General features: G+C 67.4%; 9 protein-coding genes. 3 read left to right on the top strand and 6 right to left on the bottom strand.

What is annotated here, in order from left to right; genetic code table 11:
- Positions 1 to 73 precede the first annotated feature (73 nt).
- Complete coding sequence (locus C8K14_RS11235; RefSeq protein WP_107716737.1) at positions 74 to 1,624, top strand: carboxylesterase/lipase family protein; 1,551 nt, start codon at positions 74 to 76, stop codon at positions 1,622 to 1,624.
- Here the strand turns inward: C8K14_RS11235 and C8K14_RS11230 are convergent.
- The 5 genes from C8K14_RS11230 to C8K14_RS11210 form a co-directional block, all read right to left on the bottom strand.
- A complete protein-coding gene (locus tag C8K14_RS11230) occupies positions 1,602 to 3,545 on the bottom strand; it encodes an alpha-L-fucosidase (RefSeq protein WP_107716736.1) in 1,944 nt (647 codons plus the stop codon). The genes C8K14_RS11235 and C8K14_RS11230 overlap by 23 nt on opposite strands.
- A 48-nt stretch (positions 3,546 to 3,593) precedes the next feature.
- Positions 3,594 to 5,012 carry a glycoside hydrolase family 125 protein gene (locus C8K14_RS11225; RefSeq protein ID WP_369974053.1) on the bottom strand — a complete coding sequence of 473 codons (1,419 nt, stop codon included), beginning with the start codon at positions 5,010 to 5,012 and terminating at the stop codon, positions 3,594 to 3,596.
- Between the two features lie 134 nt (positions 5,013 to 5,146).
- On the bottom strand, positions 5,147 to 7,744 hold the full coding sequence (locus C8K14_RS11220; protein WP_369974051.1) for a glycoside hydrolase family 3 C-terminal domain-containing protein: 2,598 nt from the start codon (positions 7,742 to 7,744) through the stop codon (positions 5,147 to 5,149).
- Positions 7,744 to 10,353, bottom strand: coding sequence for a glycoside hydrolase family 2 protein (locus C8K14_RS11215; protein ID WP_107716734.1), 2,610 nt, complete (start codon positions 10,351 to 10,353; stop codon positions 7,744 to 7,746). Before C8K14_RS11215 ends, C8K14_RS11220 begins: the two co-directional genes overlap by 1 nt.
- Positions 10,350 to 12,776: a beta-N-acetylhexosaminidase gene (locus tag C8K14_RS11210; protein WP_233251042.1), complete on the bottom strand. Its 2,427-nt coding sequence runs from the start codon at positions 12,774 to 12,776 to the stop codon at positions 10,350 to 10,352. The genes C8K14_RS11215 and C8K14_RS11210 overlap by 4 nt, the downstream gene beginning before the upstream one ends.
- Before the next feature lie 219 nt (positions 12,777 to 12,995).
- Between C8K14_RS11210 and galA the strand changes: the two genes are divergently transcribed.
- On the top strand, positions 12,996 to 15,983 hold the full coding sequence (gene galA / locus C8K14_RS11205) for a beta-galactosidase GalA (protein WP_233251041.1): 2,988 nt from the start codon (positions 12,996 to 12,998) through the stop codon (positions 15,981 to 15,983).
- 26 nt (positions 15,984 to 16,009) lie between these two features.
- Here galA and C8K14_RS11200 read toward each other — a convergent pair whose 3' ends face one another.
- Positions 16,010 to 16,741: a copper homeostasis protein CutC gene (locus C8K14_RS11200; protein ID WP_107716733.1), complete on the bottom strand. Its 732-nt coding sequence runs from the start codon at positions 16,739 to 16,741 to the stop codon at positions 16,010 to 16,012.
- A 405-nt stretch (positions 16,742 to 17,146) separates the two neighbouring features.
- On the opposite strand from C8K14_RS11200, the gene C8K14_RS11195 reads away from it, so the two are divergent.
- The gene (locus C8K14_RS11195; protein WP_107716732.1) at positions 17,147 to 19,885 is read left to right on the top strand and encodes a TonB-dependent receptor; all 2,739 of its coding nucleotides are present in this window, start codon (positions 17,147 to 17,149) and stop codon (positions 19,883 to 19,885) included.
- Positions 19,886 to 19,993 lie beyond the last annotated feature (108 nt).

Below are 19,993 nucleotides of genomic sequence, written 5' to 3'. Positions count from 1 at the left end.
CCGGGGTGGAACGTTTCCGATCCTTTCGGGTAAGAGGCATGATAGCCTGAACGAACAAGGGATTGATCGACGCATGCCCCTGATGACGCGGCGCCGGGCGCTGGGCGGCATGGCCGCCACGCTGGCCCTGCCCCAAGTGGCGCATGCCGCCCGCGACACCCTGCGCGTGACCACCCGCAGCGGCGTGGTGCGTGGCCGCATGGCCGATGGCATGCGCGTGTTCACCGGGATCCCCTATGGCACCGCCGCCCGCTTTGCCGCGCCGCGCTCGGCCCGGCCCTGGCAAGGCGAATGGGATGCCACCCGCCCGGCGCGCGCCGCGCCGCAGCCGGCCGGAATGGACCCGCTGCCCGCCGTCCAGGCGGAAGATTGCCTTCAGCTCAACATCTGGGCGCCGGCGGCACCGGGGCGCTATCCAGTGATGGTCTTCGTGCACGGCGGCAGCAACGAAACCGGATGGAGCGGGTGGGAGGTGATCGCCGGCAACCGCTTTGCCGCGCATGGCGTGGTCTGCGTGACGCTGAACTATCGCCTGGGCGCGCTGGGCTTCATGGAACTGGGCCACCTGCTGGGCCGCGCCTATGCCGGCAGCGGCAACAATGGCCTGCGTGACCTGGTGCTGGGCCTGCGCTGGGTGCAGGACAATATCGCCGCGTTCGGCGGCAACCCGCGCGCGGTGACGCTGGCGGGCGAATCATCGGGCGCGCGCAATGTCTGCGCACTGCTCGGCACGCCGGCGGCCGACGGGCTCTATGCCCGCGCCATGGTGTTCAGCGGCGGGGCGCAGACCGTGCATATTCCTGCCACCGCCGCGATCTTTGCCAATGCCGTGGTGGCGCGGCTGGGCGGGGTGGAGCGGTTGCTGGTGGCGCCTTTTCCCGTGCTGGTCGAAGCGCAAGTCGCCGCGCGCAAGGGCTGGCCACAGGGCCTGCCATTCCGGCCGACGGTCGATGGCGCATTCCTGCCCCAGGCGCCGCTGGCCCGCGTGATCGAGGGGCGCGCGCCACGCGTGCCGCTGCTGACCGGATCGAATGCCAACGAAAGCCGCCTGTTCCTGAACGAGGTGCAGGCCAGCCGGCCGATCTGGTCGCAAAGCGTATCGACCGAGCCGATGCCGCGGATGACCGCGCTCAACCGCGCCTATGCCCGCGCCTTTCCCGAATGGACCGACGCCCAGCGCCACTGGCGCCTGCTGACGGCCGAGGAATATGGCATGCCCACGCTGCGCCTGGCCGAGGCCCATGCCGCACGCGGCGCGCCGGTGTGGCGCTATCGCCTGGCCTGGCCGGCGCCGGGCGGCCCCTACAAGGGACACAGCCCCCACGTGCTCGACCTGCCGCTGACGTTTGACCACGTGACACTGCCATCGATGGCGCAGATGTTCGGCCTTTCGGCGGCGGACCAGCCGATTGCCGAAGCCTGGCACGAGGCGATGGTGGCCTTTGTCAAAGGTGGCGCGCCAGCGTCATCGGGCATGCCGGCCTGGCCGCGCTTTGACGCCACCACCCGCGCCACCATGGTGTTCGACCGCGTCAGCACCGTCGAGAACGATCCCGACGGCGCCGAACGCATATTGTGGCAACAGACGCCGATCGAGCCGGTCAGCGGGGCAAGGCGCCGCTGAACCCACCGACCCCGGCGATCGCCAGCACCGCGCGATCGGGCAGCGCCGGCTGGGCAAAGGCCAGGCGCAGATAGCGTGCCTGGACCGGGGCGGCAAAACCGATGCGCTGCGTCGCCAGGGCATAGGCGATATTGGAAAACTCGCCCTCGCCCTGGGCCTGCCAGGCCTGCCCGTCCAGGCTGGTCTCTACACGATAGCCGCGCGGCGGCGTGGCATCGGGTGCCAGGTGGCGCGGCGGGGTCAGGCTGAAACCGCCCAGCGTGACGGCACGGCCGATATCGAGCGTGACCGTGGCCGGGTGGCCGGCGGTGGGCACCGGCTGAGTCCACAGCGTTTCGACCTCGCCATCGAGCAGCGCCTGCGCGCCCGGCGCGCTGGCATCGACCACGCGCCAGCCCAGCGTGCTGAGCACATCGCTGCTGCGCGGCGCAGGCGCGGCCACCGGCACCGGCGCCACGCTTTTGAACAGGGCAAACTCGCGGATGGCGGGGCACGCCGGGGCATCGAGGATCACCAGGCGCACGCGGCGGGGCGCAATCGGCGCGGGCAGGCGCACCACGCGTTGCGCGCCGATGCATTCCTTTTCCGCCAGGCGCTGCCACTGCCCGCCGATTTCGGCCTCGATGGCAAAGCGGGTGACGCGCACGCCGAGCGGCAGGTATTCGGCCACGCGCACCACATCGAACCGCGTCCCCGGCGCCAGATCGAGCGTGAGCGTGGGGGTGTGCACGCGATCGGGCGTGGACCAATAGGTTTCGGCCCGGCCATCGAGCACGGCGGCCGGGGCAAAGCGGGGACCGCGCACCGCGCTGGCATGGGCCACCGCGCCCTTGGCCAGATCGCGGGCAAAGGTGGCGCGCATGGCATCGCCGAACGAGGCGAGCACCGCCACGTCATGATCAGCGAGGCGCCCGCGCTGGTCGGGCGGCAGGTTGAGGTTGAGATTGGTGCCGCGCCCCACCGATTCGTCGAACAGGCGCACCAGGCGTTCGGGGCTTTTCACCTTGGTGTCTTCATCTGGGTGATAGAACCAGCCGGGGCGGATCGACACGTCGGTTTCGGCCGGCCACCAGATTTCGCCGCCGCGCAGGCCGGAATTGCCGACATCCTGTTCATAGGGCTTGTTGGGCATGGTCGGCCAGCAGGGATCGCCGGCCACGCCATCTTCATTGCCCACCCAGCGGATATCGGCGCCGAGCGGATCGAACGTGCAGGCATCGGGCTGCATCTGGTGAACCAGAGCGATGATCGACGGCCAGTTGTAATAGCGCGGGGCATCGATGTGCCGGGTTTCGCGCGCGCCACCGTAATAGCCATCGCCGCCGTTGGCGCCGTCGAACCACACCTCGAACAGCTTGCCATAGCGGGTGCACAGCTCGGTCAGTTGCGCGCGGTAGTAATCGACATAGGCGGGCCGGCCATATTCCGGGTGGTTGCGGTCCCACGGCGACAGATAGAGGCCATAGGACAAGCCATGGCGGCGGGCCGCCTCGCCCATTTCGGCAACGATATCACCCTTGCCGCCCTTGTAGGGGCTGTTGCGGATCGAATGCTCGGTCAGCTGCGTCTGCCACAGGCAGAAGCCATCGTGATGCTTGGCGGTAAGGATCACCCCAGTCATCCCGGCAGACTTGGCGGCCAGCACGATCTGGTCGGCACTGAAATCGGTGGGGTTGAACCATTCCGGCTTTTCATCGCCATAGCCCCATTCCTTGCCGGTGAAGGTGTTCATGGAGAAATGGACGAAGGCATACATGCCGCGCTGGTGCCACTTCCACTGGCGCGGCGACGGCGTGGCGCCCCAGGGTGCGGGTGCCGTGGCCGCCGGGGTGGCAGCCAGGGTCGGCGCAGCGGCCAGCGTGGGGGCAACCGCGCCTGCAGCAGCAGAGCGCGACAGAAAGCGACGGCGGGACAGGTCCATGGGCAATCCTTGGGGAAAGGCGCGGCGCACGCGGCGCCGCGCGAAAGGTCAGAGCGGGTTGGCGAGGACCGCCGGCAGGCGATCGGCCAGGCCCACGATCATTTCGCCGAACAGGCCATTGGCCCAGGCAAACCAGCTGCGGGTGAACTGGGCCGGATTGTTGCAATCGACCGCCTCGTGCATGAAGCCGGTGCCAGCGTCGGTATCGCGCAGCTGGCGCAGCAGCGGCGCGATCACCGCCGGATCGCTGGACGACATGGCGCGCACGATCAGGCTCATCGGCCAAACCTGGCCCAGGCCGACATGCGGGCCGCCGATCCCCTCGATCGCCGAGCCCTTGAAGAAATAGGGATTGGCGTCTGACCAGCAGGCCGCCGCCGTGGCCTGCCACAGCGGATCATCGGCGGTGACACAGCCGGTATAGGCCAGGCCGAGCAGCGAGGGCACGTTGGCATCGTCCATGAACACCGCGTTGCCAAAGCCATCGACTTCATAGGCCCAGACCTGCCGCCCATCGGGCAGGCGCATGGTGCCCCACTTGGCGAGCGCAACAGCCACTTCATCGGCCAGCGCGCGCGCATCGGCCGCGAGCGCGGCATTGCCCGCCGCGCCTTCGGCGACGAGCGCCATCTCGCGCAAGGTGGTGACGGCAAAGTGGTTGGACGGGATCAGGAACGGATAGATGCAGGCATCGTCAGACGGGCGGAAGCCGCTGTGGATCAGCCCGACCGGCCGCGTCGGCGCGCCATAGCCATCAAGGCCGAGCGTTTCGGTGGGCCGATCGCTGGTGCGGCGGAAGCTGTAGGGGCCGCGCCCGTCCTTGCGCTGCTGTTCACGGAACGTGCGCACGATCGCCTGCTGCGCCGAAACCCAGATGTTGTCGAACGGGGCCGTATCGCCGCTGGCCTGCCAATAGCGATAGGCGAGGCGCATCGGCCAGCACAGCGAATCGACCTCCCACTTGCGTTCGGCCACGCCGGTTTTCATCTGCGTCTGGTCTTCCAGGGCCCAGGGCAGGTTGGTCTTGGCCGTGGCATCGCGCATGAACGCATTGGCATAGGGATCGAGCAGGACCGAACGCGCCTGGCGGGCAATGGCGCCGCGAAACAGCGTGGCGAGGTGCGCGTCCTTGCGCACGAGGTGGATGTAGGACAGCAGCTGCGCGCTGCTGTCGCGCAGCCACATGCAGGGGATATCGCCGGTGATGACAAAGGCATCGACCCGGCCATCGACCAGGCCCAGTTCCACCGTGGTATCGAGCGTGTTGGGATAGCAGGCCGCAAACATCGCGCGCAGCTTGGGATCGGCGATCATCGCCGAAACGCGCGCGATCTCTTCCTCCACCGCCGGGCTGGTGAAGCGGCGCTGCACTTTGGGCGGGCGGGCCGCAAAGCCCAGCGGGGCCGTTGCCGTGCCAGGGGCGGGGGCGGCAGGCGCCTGGGCGGCGGGCGTGGGCGGCGCGGCGATCGGCGGAATGGCCTGCGCCGCCACGGCACCGCGCGCCGGCTGGCTGGCCACGAAGCCGGCCGTGGCCAGCGCCGCCGCACCCTTGACCAGCGAGCGGCGATCCAGCGCTGCGGCATGGGGGGTGGTGGCTTTGGTCACTTCGGCATCTCCTGCGCTTGGCCGGCCAGGGTGAATTCCACCCAGGTGCCCGGCCCGTCTCCCGGCTGGCCATCGCCAATCCACGCCTTGTACGTGCCGGGAAGAACCCGGCGGGTGCCCCGGCGGTCCACCACCGACAGGCTGCGCGGATCGAGCGTCAGCGTCACCGTCTGCATCTTGCCCGGCGCCAGGTTAACACGGGCGAAACCGGCCAGCTGATGTTGCAGCACGGGCTCGGTCAGCACGGCCTCGTGCGCGGGGATCGGCGGCACGACATAGGCCTGCACCACGTCTTCGCCGGCGCGGTTGCCCTGGTTGGCAAGACGCACCGAGAGGGTGACCGGGCTCTTCGTATCGGCCGCCTTCACGGCCGGGTTGGCATAGGCAAAGCGGGTGTAGGACAGGCCATGGCCAAAGCCCCACAGCGGCTTGCCGGTGAAAAAGCGATAGGTCCGCTCTTTCATGCCATAGTCGACGAAGGCGGGCAGATCGGTGGTGTGGCGATAGAACGTGACCGGCAGCCGCCCCGAAGGATTGCTGGCGCCCGACAGGATATCGGCGAGCGCCGTGCCGCCGGCCTGGCCCGGATACCACGCCACCAGCACGGCATCGGCCAGGCTTTCATCCATGGCGATGGCACTGCCGGTGGCCAGCACGGCGACCACCGGCTTGCCCGTGGCGCGCAAGTTTGCCAGCTGCCTCGCCTGCGGCTCGGGCAGTTCGATCTCTGACCGATCGCCGCCGATAAAGCCGGGCACCTGCACCTGCAGCGCCTCGCCCTCGAGATCGGGGGACAAGCCCAGCACCGCCACGATCACATCGGCGTCCTTGGCTACGGCCAGGGCCTTGGCCTCTTCCGCGCCGGCAGGCGGCACCCACATCAGGCGCAGGCCTTCATCGTCCCCATAGTGTTCCAGCTCCAGCCGGATCGGCTGCGGCGTGCCATCGCTGGTCAGCGCAAATTCCACGCGCGCCTTGCCCAGCGGGCCGGCGTGCAACTGCTTGCCGCCCAGCCACAGCGCCACGTCATCGTGGCGGTGGCAATCCTTCCAGCATTGCGGCGCATCGATCGCCAGGCGCCAGGCGCCCGGCCCCGGCGGGACCAGCATGCCTTGCCAGCGCGCGCTGAACCGCGCTGGATCAAGGCCCGCTGGCGCGGCGCGGGTGAGGTTGAAATCGATGCGGCGATCCTGGCGGGCGAGCACCAGCTTGCCGGCAGCATCGCGGTATTCGGCCGCCAGCCCCGGCTTGCCATCGGCAGCAAGCGCGGTTTCGGGCAGCACCACTGGCGCGCCTTCGGCCAGGACCGAGCCTTGCGCATAGACCACGTGATCGGCGCCAAAGCGCGCGCGTAGCCCTTCCAGCGGGGTGACAGGTGCGGCGGCGGTGCCATGGTAATTGGCCTCGAGCACGCCCAGGTCATCGGCATTGGCGCCGATCACCGCCAGCTTCACCCCCGGTTTCAGCGGCAGGACGCCGCCGTTGTTCTGCACCAGAACCATCGCCTTGCGCGCCGCTTCCAAGGCCAGGGCGCGGTCATCGGCCGTATCGACCTGATCGGGCTTGATCGCGCGCCAGGGATCGGGCTGGTTGAAAGCAATGCCCAGCCGTGCGCGCGCGCTGAGCGAACGCACCAGCGCGCGATCAACCTCGGCCTCGCTCACCAGGCCGCGCCGCACCGCTTCGGGCAAGGCGGAATAGGCCGTGCCGCAGTTGAAATCGGTGCCGCCCCGGATTGCTGCGGCCGATGCCTCTGCCGCGTCATAGGCATGGTGGTGGAACTGCCAGATATTGCCGATGGCATCGCAATCCGACACGACAAAGCCGGTAAAGCCCCAGTCCTTGCGCACGCGCTGGTTGAGCAGCGCATCGTTGGCGCAGGCCGGCATGCCGGCAAGGGAATTGTAGGCACACATCAGCGACAACGCATGACCCTGGGTTACGGCCATGCGGAATTGCGGCAGATAGGTCCATTCCAGATCCTGCGGGCTGGGATCGACATCGAAGCTGTCGCGCCCGGCTTCAGGCCCGGAATGGACGGCTAGGTGCTTGGCCGTGGCGATGACGCGCGGATGGGCCAGATCGGGTCCCTGCAAGCCGTGGATGAAGCCCACCGCCAGGCTGCCGGTCAGCAGCGGGTCTTCGCCATAGGTTTCCTGGCCCCGGCCCCAGCGCGGATCGCGGAAGATATTGATATTGGGCGACCAGATGGTGAGGCCCTGGTAGATGCGGCGATCGGCGCTGGCCGGCTGCGCATTGAACCGCGCCCGCGCCTCGGTCGACACCACCGTGCCGACCCGCTCCATCAGCGCCGGGTCCCAGGTGGCGGCCAGGCCGATGGCCTGGGGAAACACGGTGGCCACGCCGTTGCGCGCCAGGCCGTGCAGCCCTTCGTTCCACCAGTCATAGGCCGGCAGGCCCAGGCCCGGATCGGCCGGCGCCGTGCTTTGCAACTGCGCCGCCTTGCGTTCCAGGCTCACGCCCTTGATCGCGGCGGCCACTTGCTGCTCCACCGGATCGGCATGGGCCAGCGGCGCAGCCAGGGCCAGCGCCATGACCGACGCCAGGGCAGAGGAAACGGGCAACAAACGCATCAGTGGCTCCCGGCCAGAGTACGCAGCACCAGCGCGCGGCGCAGGGCGGCCACCGGCGCAGGGCCGGCAATGGTAAGAGTGCGGCTTTCCCCGGGCAGCAGGTCAAAGCCATTGTCATCGGCGGCTGCATCCAGCGTGCCGAAATCGAGCATCACGGCGCGCGCCAGGTTGCGCGCGGAAACCGTCACCTGGCGCCCATGCCAGACGACCGACAAACCGGGGTCGGGATAGGCCATGGCCTTGGGCACGGCGCGCTCCACGATCTGGCGCGCGACCGGCTGGCCAGCGACCAGCAGTTCGGCCACGGCATAGGCCGCGCCGGGCGCCGCGCTGCCAAAGACCGTAGCATCGGGCACTTCGGCCGCCTCGGTCACGCCATTGGCGACCAGTTGCACATCGCCTTGCGCGGTGCCCAGCGTGGTGCCGTCCATGGCGCGCCCGGTCAGACGCCAGTGCGCCGCGAGCGGGCCTTGCGCGTCAGAGACCAGCGCCACGCGCGTCGCCGCGCCCTTGTGCTCGGCCACCACGGTCTGCGGCGCAAAGAACCGCCGCGCGGCATAGTGCAGCAGCTTCCACCGCCCGGCATAATCGATGCTCGACCACGAAATCGCCGGCCAGACATCGTTCAACTGCCAATAGAGCGAACCCATGGTGACCGGGGCACAGGCGCGATGGTGGCGCGCGGCCATATCGATCGCCTGCATCTGGTTGACCTGGGTAAGGTAATCGAAATCCGCCAGCCGCGCCGGGCCGCTGCCCTGTGGCGCGCGCAGCCGGGCATCGAGATAGAATTGCAGTCGGCTATTGCCTTCGCCGGCCAGGAACTTCTGGTGCGCCTTCATCACCGCGCTTTGCGGGTCTGACACGTTCGGCCCGGCAAAACCGGCGATCGTGGCCATGACCGGCATCGCCTGGAAGCCGTATTCCGACATGAAGCGCGGGCAGCTGTCCTGGTAGTTCTCCACCGGCTTGGAGCCGGACCAGACATCCCAGAAATGGCGATCGCCAGCGGCATCGGTATCGACCGGGCCTTCATAATCGGTCGAGGGCGAGCCCGGCCAATACGGCGTTTGCGGGCTGTGCGCGGCAACGGCATCGCGCAGCACGCGGTCGAACAGCACGGTCATTGCCGTGGCAATGCGCTCCTGCTCGTCAGGGCCCACTGCTTTCTTGAAATCCTTGCGGTCAGACCAGTTGGCCCAGCCCGAGAGCACTTCGTTGCCGCCGGTCCACACCACGATCGAAGGGTGGCTGCCCAGCCGCGCCAGCTGATCGTCTGCCTCGGCGGCAACACTGGCGCGATAGGCCGGATCGGGTGGCGGCACGGCGCCGCCGAACATGAAATCCTGCCAGATCATCAGGCCCATGCGATCGGCCGCAGCATAGAACGCATCGTCGAGATAAGTGCCGCCGCCCCACACACGGATCATGTTCATGTTGGCCGCCTTGGCATCGGCGAGCATGTGTTCCATCGTTGCGGCGGTGACGCGCGAGGGGAAGCTGTCGAACGGGATCAGGTTGGCGCCCTTGGCAAAGACCGGCACGCCGTTGATCTTGAAGCCGAACGCGCCATTGCCACGGATCAGTTCGACCGTGCGCAGGCCCACAGTGCGCTGCGCGGCCTGCCCCTGCCCGGCCCCATCGATGATGCGCGCCGATACCTGGTAGAGCGGCTGTGCGCCCATGCCCACCGGCCACCAGCGCTGCGGCGCAACGATGGTCAGTGGCACGGTGATCGTGTTGTTGCCGGCATCGACCGACACGCTGCGCGTGACCGGCGGCAGCGCCGTACCATCGGGCGCGGTCACTGCCAGTTCGACGGTGAGCGGCGCGGTGGCATCGGCCTCTACCGCCAGGCGCGCGGTCAGCCGCGCCTGCGCGCTGCCCACGGCATCCTGCTGCACATCCATCGCGCCGATCCGCGCGCCGTCCCAGCCTTCCAGCCGCACGCCGTGCCACAGCCCGATGTTGACGATGCGCGGACCCCAGTCCCAGCCATACTGGTACTTGGGCTTGCGGATATAGGCAGAGGTCTGCACGCCCTTGGGCTCGTCACCAAAGGCGGAATCGTATTCGGCCGGCAGCGGATGCGCTTGCTTGAGCACCATCGGCTGCAATGCGCGAATGGGCGAGGCAAAGCGCACCAGGATTTCGTTGGCGCCGGCATGGAGCAGCGCGCGCACTGGCACGCGCCAGGTGCGGTGGGCATTGTCGGCCGTGAGCACGTCATGCCCGTTGACGCTGACCGTGGCGAAGGTGTCGATCCCGTCGAACACCAGATCGAGATGGCCGTGGGCGAGCATCGCCGGCGTCACATTCAGCGTGCGGCGCATGTCCCAACCGGCCAGGCCCGCCCACTGGATCGCGCCTTCGTTGGTGCCGATGAACGGATCAGGCACGCGGTGCTGTTCAACCAGGGCCTGTTGCACGGTGCCGGGCACGGGCACGCCAAACCACTGCGCTTCGCGGGGATGGGCTTTTGCCGCACCGTCGTCAGGAGCGATGCGCGCCTGCCAGCCGGTATCGAGCGACTGGCTTTCCGGCGCGGCCAGCGCGGCTGGCGCCACCCCGGCCAGCGCCAGGGCAGCCAGCGTGACCAGCCGCCTCACTTGGCGCCCCCGCGCGGGGTTTCATGCCACTGCACCTGCTCCACCGTGTAGAACGGCCCGGCCGGCGAAGCGGTGAACTGGAAGCAGACGTCGCTTTCATCCGCCAGGCCCAGCTGCGGCAGATCGGCGTCGAGCGCAAACTGCTGCGGCGCCTTGGCCGGATCGGGCAGCGGCCAGGTGGCCAGCACCCGCGCGCCGGGCATGGGATCGTGTTCCTTCTGCTGATCGTTTGCCGCCTTTTCCGCGGCGCGGCAGCCGGCCGACACCACCAGTTCGCCAAACGGACTGGTGGCATAGCGCGCGATCACCGCGTGCTGATCGTGCGCCAGGCCATAGTTGCGCGGCAGGCGCGCCACCTTGACGGTGATCGCCTTGGCATGGGCCAGCGGCGCATGGTCATCGGCCACGCAGGCATCAAAGATATTGACGTTGAACGCCGGCCCATTGGCCGTGGCATCGGCATTCAGCGGAACACGCAGCCCCAGCGCGCCGCGCGGGCAGGCCGACAGCGCGCTGTTGGCCGTGGTCAGCAGCGTATCGCGCGTGGCATCGAACCGGCGCGGGGCAGACAGCGCGGCGCCATCGGCGGCAAAATCGGCGGCCATGATCACCGTGCCCGGCGCCACGGCCAGCGGCGCGGCATAGGCGCGCGAGCGGGCCGTGGGCGCCTTTCCATCCAGCGTGTAACGGATCGTGCCATAGGGGGCCTGGGTGGCAAGGGCCACGGTCAGGCGCTTGGCATCGAGCGCGGCACTGCGCGTGCCGGCGATCTTGAAATCGACCGCCAGGGCGCTGTCGGCCACTTCCAGCCCGGCCTGGCGCCAGCGGCGCATCTGCGGATCGAGCCGGGCGAGGAAGCCGGGATAATCCTTGGCCTGAGCCGGATTGCTCCACACGCTTTCCGCCAGCGCGCCGATGCGCGGAAAAATCTTGTGCTGCATCTGCCAGGGCGTGACGATGTATTCCGCCCAGGCATTGGCCTGCGCGCCCAACACATGGGCGGCCTTTTGCGCATCGATCCCCTTGGGCATGGGATCATAGTGATAGACCGCCTCCAGCGTCTGGATCGCGATGCGGCCCGGAGGCGCGTCACCGCGATCGGACTGGAGATTGTCGAGATAGAGATTGGGCGCCGGGCTGAGTACGACATCGTGCCCGGCATTGGCCGCATCGACCGCGCCGGCCTCGCCCCGCCAGCTCATCACCGAGGCCGAAGGCGGCAGGCCTCCTTCGAGGATCTCGTCCCAACCGATCAGGCGGCGGCCATGCTGCGCCAGATAGCTGCCCAACTGATCGATCATCCAGCTTTGCAGGCCATTCTCGGTTTTGATGCCCAGGGCGCGCATCTGCGCCTGCACCTGCGGCGCGCGCTCCCACTGGTCCTTCACCGCCTCGTCACCGCCGAGGTGGATGAACGTGGACGGGAACACCGCCATCAGTTCATCGAGCACGTCCTTGACGAAGGCCATGCCCTGCGGGCCAGGGTTGAACAAATAGGGATTGACGCCCCAGTCCCCCGACACCGGCGGCGTGCCACCCAGAACGCCGAGTTCGGGATAGGCCGCGACCAACGCCTGGGCATGGCCGGGCAAGTCGATTTCGGGCACCACGGTGATGCCGCGCGCGGCGGCATAGGCCACCAGATCGCGCAGTTCCGCCTGGGTATAGAACCCGCCACTGCGCGCACCCTTGTCGGCACCGGCCCCCTGCCCCGTATCAGGCTGGGTACGCCAGGCGCCCACTTGCGTCAGGCGCGGATACTTCTTCACTTCAAAGCGCCAGCCCTGGTCGTCGGTCAGGTGCAGGTGCAGCACGTTGAGCTTGACCGCCACCATGCCGTCGATCACCGCGCGGATGGATTCGATCGGCTGGAAATGGCGCGCGGTATCGATCATCAGCCCGCGCCAGGCAAAGCGCGGCGCATCGGTCACGGCCAGAGCCGGCACGCGCACCGCAGCGCCGCTCTTGCCCGGCACGCCGGCGAGTTGTTCGAGGCTCATCGCGCCATAGAGCAGCCCGCGATCGCCCGAGGCGGTAATCACCGCTCCGCTGGCTGAGACGGCAAGGGCATAGGCCTCGTCACCCGCCTTGCCGCCGCGCACGAAGCGCACGGTGCCCTGATCGCCTTCGACCACGCGCAGCGACAGGCCATGCTGCGCAGAAAGACGCGCGGCGAGCAGAGTGGCGGCCGCCTTGGCCGCAGTATCGCCCGGCGGCACGGCCAGCGTGGCGCCATTGGCGAGCACGAGCGCGCCCTTGCCCGGCACCACCTGGGCGGGCCAAGGCACCAGCGGCAGGGCGGAGGGACCGTGGCTGGGCGCGGCGAGGGCAACGGGCGAAACTGCCAGCGCCAGGCCCAGAGCCAGCGCCGCCATTCCAGCGCGGGCGCGCGATCCCCGCCCGTTCGATCCTGCCACCATCATGCCTGATTCCCTCGCGCCTGCTTGTCTCTACCCTTGGGCAGAGAGGTAACCAAAATATATCCAATGCGACAACAGGTATTGTGTTGCTCGCTGCAAAAAAGCGGCAATCGTGAAGCCGCAGCTTGCCGGCCGCTGCGCGAAGTGGCGCGCAGACGTTGCCGGAAAGACATTACCAATGTAAATCCTTTCGGACGTTACGCCGCAAGCCAGGATACCGCCATGCCGCCAGCCGACAATGCCTTGCCGCGCGCCGCCACGCTGGCATCGCGCCGCGCCCTGCTGAAAGGCGCAGCGGGCTGGGCCATGGCCATGCGGCTGGGCTGGGGCGGCAGCGCGATGGCCCTGCCCAGCGCAAACAGCGGCGCGGCACTGCTGATCGCCCCGACGGACATGATGCCTGGCGGCTTGCGCATGCCAGCCCCCCTGCCCGGCGCCGCGCCGCGCCTTCCGGCAACAGAGCCGGGGCGCCAGTCACTCGACCAGGGATGGCTGTTTCACGAGGGCGACATCCCCTTTCCCGTGCCGGCCGATCACAATGCCACTTATCTGTCGGTCAAGGCCGGCAACGCCGGTGGGCCGGCCGCGCTCGATTTCGATGCGTCAGACTGGCAGGCGGTTACGCTGCCGCACGATTGGGCCAGCGCGCAGGGCTTCGATCCCGCTGCCAATGTCTCGCAAGGCTATCGCCCGCGCGGGATCGGCTGGTATCGCCGCCTGATCCGGCTCGACCCGGCGCTGGAAGGGCAGAAGATCGAGCTGCGCTTTGACGGCATTGCCAGCCACGCCACGGTGTGGGTCAACGGCAGCGAGGTGGCGCACTCCTGGTCGGGCTATACCGGGGTGACGATCGATCTGACCCCGTTTGCCCGCTATGGCGACGACCTCAACTGGATCGCGGTACGCGCCGATGCCACCGTGCGCGAGGGCTGGTGGTATGAAGGCGCGGGGATCTATCGCCATGCCTGGCTGGTAACCCGCCCGCCGCTGCACATTGCCGAACAGGGCGTGCATGGCCATCCGGTGCGCCAGGCCGATGGCCGTTGGACGGTGCCGGTCAGCGTGACGCTGGGCAATATCGCCGACGCACCGGCCAGTGCCGTGGTGCGCGTCAGTGTGCGCGATGGCGATGGACGCCTGCTGTGCCAGGGCAGTGCCACGGCGCAAGTGGCTGGACTGGACCAGGGCAAGGCGCAGATCACGCTGCGGCCTGATGGCGCGGTGGCGCTCTGGTCGCCCGATGATCCGGTGCTGCACGATCTGCTGGTGGAAGTGGAACGCGATGGCGTGGTGATCGACCGCCGCAGCGTGGCGATCGGTTTTCGTGCGGTGGTGTTCGATCCGGCGCGCGGCCTGCTGCTCAATGGCGTCGCCACCAAGATCAAGGGCGTGTGCCTGCACCAGGACCATGCCGGGGTGGGCGTGGCCGTGCCCGATGCCTTGGTGCTGTGGCGGTTGCAGCGCCTCAAGCAACTGGGCTGCAATGCCATTCGCATGACGCATGGCGCCTGCGCGCCCGAAGTGATGGACTGGTGCGACCGGCTGGGTTTTCTGGTCATGGCCGAAAACCGCCTGTTCAACCCCGCGCCCGATTATCTGGCGCAGCTGGAATGGCTGGTGCGGCGCGACCGCAACCATCCATGCGTGTTCGCATGGTCGGTGTTCAACGAAGAACCGATGCAGGGCACCCATGCCGGCAAGGAAATGGTGCGCCGCCTGCGCGCCGCCGTGCGCCGGCTCGACCCGGACCGCCCGGTGACCGCGGCGATGAGTGGCGGCTTCTTCAATCCCGAAAACGTCGGCCAGGCGGTCGACCTCATGGGCTTCAACTATTACCAGGGCGATTACGATCGCTATCACGCGCTGCATCCCGACCAGCCGATGCTGAGCAGCGAAGACACCAGCGCCTATGGCACGCGCGGCGCCTTTGCCAGCGATCCGCAGGCCCACGTGATCACCGCGCTGGACAAGGAAGCCGCCGGCTGGGGCGCCACCCACCGCCAATCCTGGCAGGCAATCGCGGCGCGGCCGTTTGTGGCCGGCGGCTTTGTCTGGACCGGGCTGGATTACCATGGCGAGCCCACGCCCTATGCCTGGCCCAGCGTGGGCAGCTTTTTCGGCATCATGGACCTGTGCGGCTTTCCCAAGACCGCGTTCGGCATCCGCCAGGCGCAGTGGCTGGATAGCGCGCCGATGGTGTGGATCGATCCGCACTGGACCTGGCCGGGCCGCGAAGGCCAGCCGATAGAGATGCTGGCGATCACCAATGCGCCGAGCTTGGAAGTGCGGCTGAACGGGCGCACCGTCGCCCGCATTGCCCAGGCCGATCGCATCATGGGGCACACGCTGCACATCCCCTATGCCCCCGGCCGGCTGGAAGCCCTGGCGATCGACAGCGGCAAGGTGGTGGCCCGCATGGTGCACGAGACCGCTGGCCCGGCCAAGGCCCTGCGGCTGACCCCCGCGCGCCGCGCGCTGGGTAGCGAAGGCGATGATGCCCTGGCGATCACCATTGATGCCACCGATGCGCGTGGCCGCCATGTGCCGGTGGCGCAGGACATGGTGCATCTGTCCGTGCGCGGCGGGGCAATCATCGGGCTGGGCAATGGCGATCCCAACAGCCACGAAAGCGAGAAAGGCACCGCGCGCAGCCTGTTCAATGGCCTGGCCCAGGCGATCGTGCAGGGGGATGCGGGCCTTGCCCCGCTGGTACTGGAAGCCAGCGCGCCCGGCCTGGCCCCGGCGCGGCTGGTGGTGGGCCGCGAGGACAGAAGCGCCGCGCCAACGGTGGCGGCCGAAGCGCCACGGCAACGCCTGGATCGCTGGCTGCGCTCCCCCGCCCTGCCCGCTCGGCCCGACCCGCGCCTGGCTCCCGCGGCGGGCGACAACAATTCTTGGGACAGCGTGGGCAGCAGCGAGGTGGCCACCCCGGCGGCCGGCAGCGGCGAGCAGTGGCATCTCTATCGCGCCACGATCACCCCGTGGCGCGCGGTGGCGGCGCGCGGCGGCAGCCTGCGTTTTGCCAGCCTGGCCGGCACGGCCGAGGTATGGCTGGACGGGGCGCTGCTGAGCCGCAAGACCAGCCCGGCGCCCGCCCCCCTCACCCTGGCCCTGCCCGCTGGTGCCGGCCCGCGCGAACTGGTGGTGATCGTGGCGGCGCGGGACGGGAGCGTGTCAGGAATTGCCGGGCCGGTGGACCTGACTCCCTGAAATTTCAATTCCTTTTCAATACCATTTCAGCTTGTGGCGGCAACGAAGGCGGCCACACGCGACACATCGGTCTGGCGCCCACGCCCGGCCTGGAAGCCAAGGTCGATCAACCGCGCATCGACGCAGGCCTTGGGCACCGGGCTGCGGCACGAGGCGTGGAATTCGTGCACGCCGGCCGCGCGCAAGGCGGCCACGGCGGCCGGTTCCAGGCCCCCGCCGGCCATGATCGTGATGCGCCCGCTGGCCGCTTTCACCAGCGCGGCAAAGCGCGCCACGCCATCACCCGCGCGCACCGCGCCGGCCGAGGTCAGAATGCGGTCAAAGCCCAGTTCCACCGCGATTTCCAGGCCGGCGAACGGATCGTCGAGCAGATCGAACACGCGGTGCAGCGTAAGCGACAGCGGCCGCCCGCGTGCCTCGCCCAGCGCGCGGGCATGGTCGACCCATTCGGCCAGCGCCCCGCGATCCAGCCCCTGCCGCCCGCCGCAACCGATCACCGCACCGGCAAGGCCAGCCTTGGCAAATTCGGCTAGATCGGCCTGCACCAGCGCACAATCACGGGCGTTGTAGGCAAAATCACCAGGGCGCGGGCGCGACAGGGCATGGACCGGCAAGGGCTGGCGCGCTGCAAGATCGAGCAGGGACGATGGCGGCGTCAGCCCACCCAGGTCCAGCGCCACGCACAGTTCCAGCCGATCCGCGCCACCGGCCAGCGCCGCAGCCATGCCGGCACCGTCTTCCACGCACACTTCAAGCATCGCGGCCGGCCTTCTTCATGGGCTGATCGGCATTCATTGGCCTGCTCCTTTTGCGGTCCACCGCACCAGCGAATCACCTTTGCGCGATGTGGCTTTGTTTTGGTCCCTACCAAACCCGTGTAAATTTTTTTGGGACTGCGGCCAATATGCCGCACCCCTCAACCCGCAAAAAGACCGGAAAACGGCGGATTTCGTATATTTTTTCACATTGTTTCATTCTGTTGGCGGATGTGTCAGGCCAAGTTTTGGTGGACAGCCGGTTTCATTTAAGTGACATATTGCGTGGCGGTTGGACTTAGATTGGTTACAGACCACATCCAGGAAACAGCCGCGAGGGGTAAGCAACACCGTTTCAGGGTTCAACACATTCGTGCCCGGGATACGGGCGGGATTGAGGGTTAAAACATGTCATTCTTTCGTGCAGCATTGCTGGCAAGCACCTTTGCCACGATCGTGTCGTCGCCAGCCATCGCGCAGGATGCCCAGGCCACAGCGCCCAACAGCGCCGCCGCCGATTCCGCCGATCAGGGCAGCGATCCGGGCCAGGCGATTGTCGTGTCCGGCATTCGCGCCTCGCTCAAGAACGCGATCGACGTGAAGCGCAGCGCGATTGCCGTGATGGACGTGATCACCGCCGAAGGCGTGGGCAAGTTCCCCGATCGCAACGTGGCCGAATCGCTCTCGCACATTCCGGGCGTGTCGGTGGACCACCAGTTCGGCATCGGTGAACGCGTGTCGATCCAGGGCACCGACCCGGCGCTCAACCGCATCCTGATCGACGGGCACTCGATCGCCTCGGCCGACTGGGGTGGCAACCCCGGCGACGTGACCGGGCGCACGTTCAACTATTCGCTGCTCGCGCCCGAAGTGATTTCGCGCGTGGAAGTCTATAAGTCGCCCGAACCGTGGATCGATGAAGGCGCGCTGGGCGGCACGGTGCTGGTGCGCACGCGCAAGCCGCTCGACATGAAGGCGAATTCGCTGAACGGTTCGATCGGCGTGAACTACAACGATCGCTCCAAGATCGCCAACCCGCGCGGCTCGCTGCTTTACAGCTGGAAGAACAAGGACGAAACCTTCGGCATCATGGTGGCCGGCACCTATGACAAGGATTCGCTGGCCCGCGCCGGGATCGAATACTTCGGCTACTCCACCGGCAAGGACTTCCTGCAAAAGGACGCCAACGGCGACCTGCTGACCGACGGCAACGGCAACTACGTGCCGAAGAACTCGGCGCTCGCCATCAACGGCGGCACGACGCAGGACCTGGCCAATGCCCGTTATCCGGCCGGCATCAACCACGCCTATTTCAAGCAGACGCGCCAGCGCATCGGCGGCCAGTTTGCCGTGCAATATGCACCCACCAGCGATTTCGAGCTGATCGCCACGGGCATGCACATCCAGGGCACCTACAACAACTTCTCGCAGTCAGAATTCATCTATCCGAACTACAACCCGGGCAACATTTCGGCAGTCACGCTGTCGAACGGCCTGATCAGCTCGGCAACGATGGCCAATGGCACCAGCACCCAGGCGGAGCTGGACATGAACTATCGCAAGACCAAGGTGACCAACGACAGCTATAACCTGGCGGGCACCTGGCATGTCAGCGATCGCTTCACCCTGTCGGGCAACGGCGGCTGGAGCAAGGCGACCGGCGGCACCAACCCCGAATACCTGATGTCGCTCTATTCGAACGGTGGCTACACCTTCGATTACACCGGCACGTCGACCAGCGTGAACTACAACACCGCGCCGACCGACGCGAGCCAGTGGGGTCGCTTCTCCACCTCGTCGCAGAAGCTGCCCGACGGCACCACCATCAACGGCTACCAGATCGGCGGCATCGCCCATTCGCGCCAGAAGGACGAAGAGTTCTACGCCCAGCTGGACGGCAAGTGGGAGGTGAGCGACGCGTTCTTCAAGGACGTGCGCATGGGCATCAAGGCCTCTACGCACCAGAACGCGCTGACCGTGACCGGCTCCAAGGTGTTCTACACCAACCCGATCTCGCTCACCGATTTCACCACCCACCTCACGCCCGGCGGCCTGTTCAACGGCCTCAACGACAATGGCAACGCCAACCAGTTCGCCACGCTGACCGAACAGGGCGTGGTCGATGCGCTCAACAACGGCCTCTATGTCGACACCGGGATCGACAAGGGTTCGACGTTCAGCGTGCGGGAAAAGGTTGCCAATGCCTATGTCCAGCTGGACTTCGGCAGCGGCCCGATCCACGGCTCGGGCGGGTATCGCATGGTCTATACCAGCGACCGGTCGAACTACTTCAACTCGACCGACAACGGCTCGACCTATACCCCGATCGTCAGCAACAAGGACTATCTCAAGTTCCTGCCCAGCCTGAACGTGTCGTGGGATATCAGCGATAATTTCAAGCTGCGCGGTGCCGTGGCCGAAGTGATCGCCCGTCCGCGCTATGCCCAGCTGGCTGGTGCGTTCAGCCGCAATGACACCAACTTCACCGCGGCTGGCGGCAACCCGGATCTCAATCCCTATCAGTCGACCAACTACGAACTGTCTGGCGAATGGTATTTCGGTCCCGGCTCGCTGCTGTCGGTGGAATACTTCCGCCGCCAGATCAGCTCGTACATCGTGACCAAGACCGTGTCGCAGATGCTTACCCCGCTCGGTGGCACCACGCCGGTGGAATACCAGGTCACCCTGCCGGTCAACGCCACCAACGCCACGGTCAACGGCGTGTCGGTCGGTTTCCAGACGCCGATCTGGGGCGGCTTTGGCATCCTGACCAACTATACCTATGCCGATGCCAAGAGCGGCGTGGATAGCGACGGCAACGTGGTCAACCTGCCCTACCTTTCGAAGCACACGGTCAACGTGATCCCGTACTTCGAAAAGGACGGTTTCCAGGCCCGCATCAGCTGGAACTGGCGCAGCGACTACTTCACCGGGATCGGCCGTCTGAACTCGGTGGACAAGACCGCTGGCTATCACCAGCTCGACGCCTCAATCGGGTACAAGATCACCGAAAACCTGACGGTTCAGGCCAATGCCCAGAACCTGCTGGACTCCACCTACTACTCCTACAGCGGCACCAAGAACGCGCCGACCGCCTTCTACAAGAACGGTCGCGTGTTTGCCGCTACCCTGCAGTTCGCCTATTGAGCGGACACGGCAAACCCTATCGGCGCATGGCATGTTTCCTCCCTTGCCATGCGCCAACCGCAATGCCTGCCGGATGCACCGCTCCGGCAGGCGTTGTCATGTCCAGAC

It is taken from the genome of Novosphingobium sp. GV079 (genome assembly GCF_003058045.1).
In the GTDB taxonomy this organism is placed as follows: Bacteria; Pseudomonadota; Alphaproteobacteria; order Sphingomonadales; family Sphingomonadaceae; genus Novosphingobium; species Novosphingobium capsulatum.
The sequence above is the reverse complement of the archived record's forward strand: the minus strand, read 5'-3'. Positions and strand labels throughout refer to the sequence as shown.

Bases quoted from the DNA above. Each gene is read 5' to 3' on its own strand.
- C8K14_RS11235 (WP_107716737.1), top strand. From the start codon at position 74: ATGCCCCTGATGACGCGGCGCCGGGCGCTGGGCGGCATGGCCGCCACG.
- C8K14_RS11230 (WP_107716736.1), bottom strand. From the start codon at position 3,545: ATGGACCTGTCCCGCCGTCGCTTTCTGTCGCGCTCTGCTGCTGCAGGC.
- C8K14_RS11220 (WP_369974051.1), bottom strand. From the start codon at position 7,744: ATGCGTTTGTTGCCCGTTTCCTCTGCCCTGGCGTCGGTCATGGCGCTG.
- C8K14_RS11210 (WP_233251042.1), bottom strand. From the start codon at position 12,776: ATGATGGTGGCAGGATCGAACGGGCGGGGATCGCGCGCCCGCGCTGGA.
- galA (WP_233251041.1), top strand. From the start codon at position 12,996: ATGCCGCCAGCCGACAATGCCTTGCCGCGCGCCGCCACGCTGGCATCG.
- C8K14_RS11200 (WP_107716733.1), bottom strand. From the start codon at position 16,741: ATGCTTGAAGTGTGCGTGGAAGACGGTGCCGGCATGGCTGCGGCGCTG.
- C8K14_RS11195 (WP_107716732.1), top strand. From the start codon at position 17,147: ATGTCATTCTTTCGTGCAGCATTGCTGGCAAGCACCTTTGCCACGATC.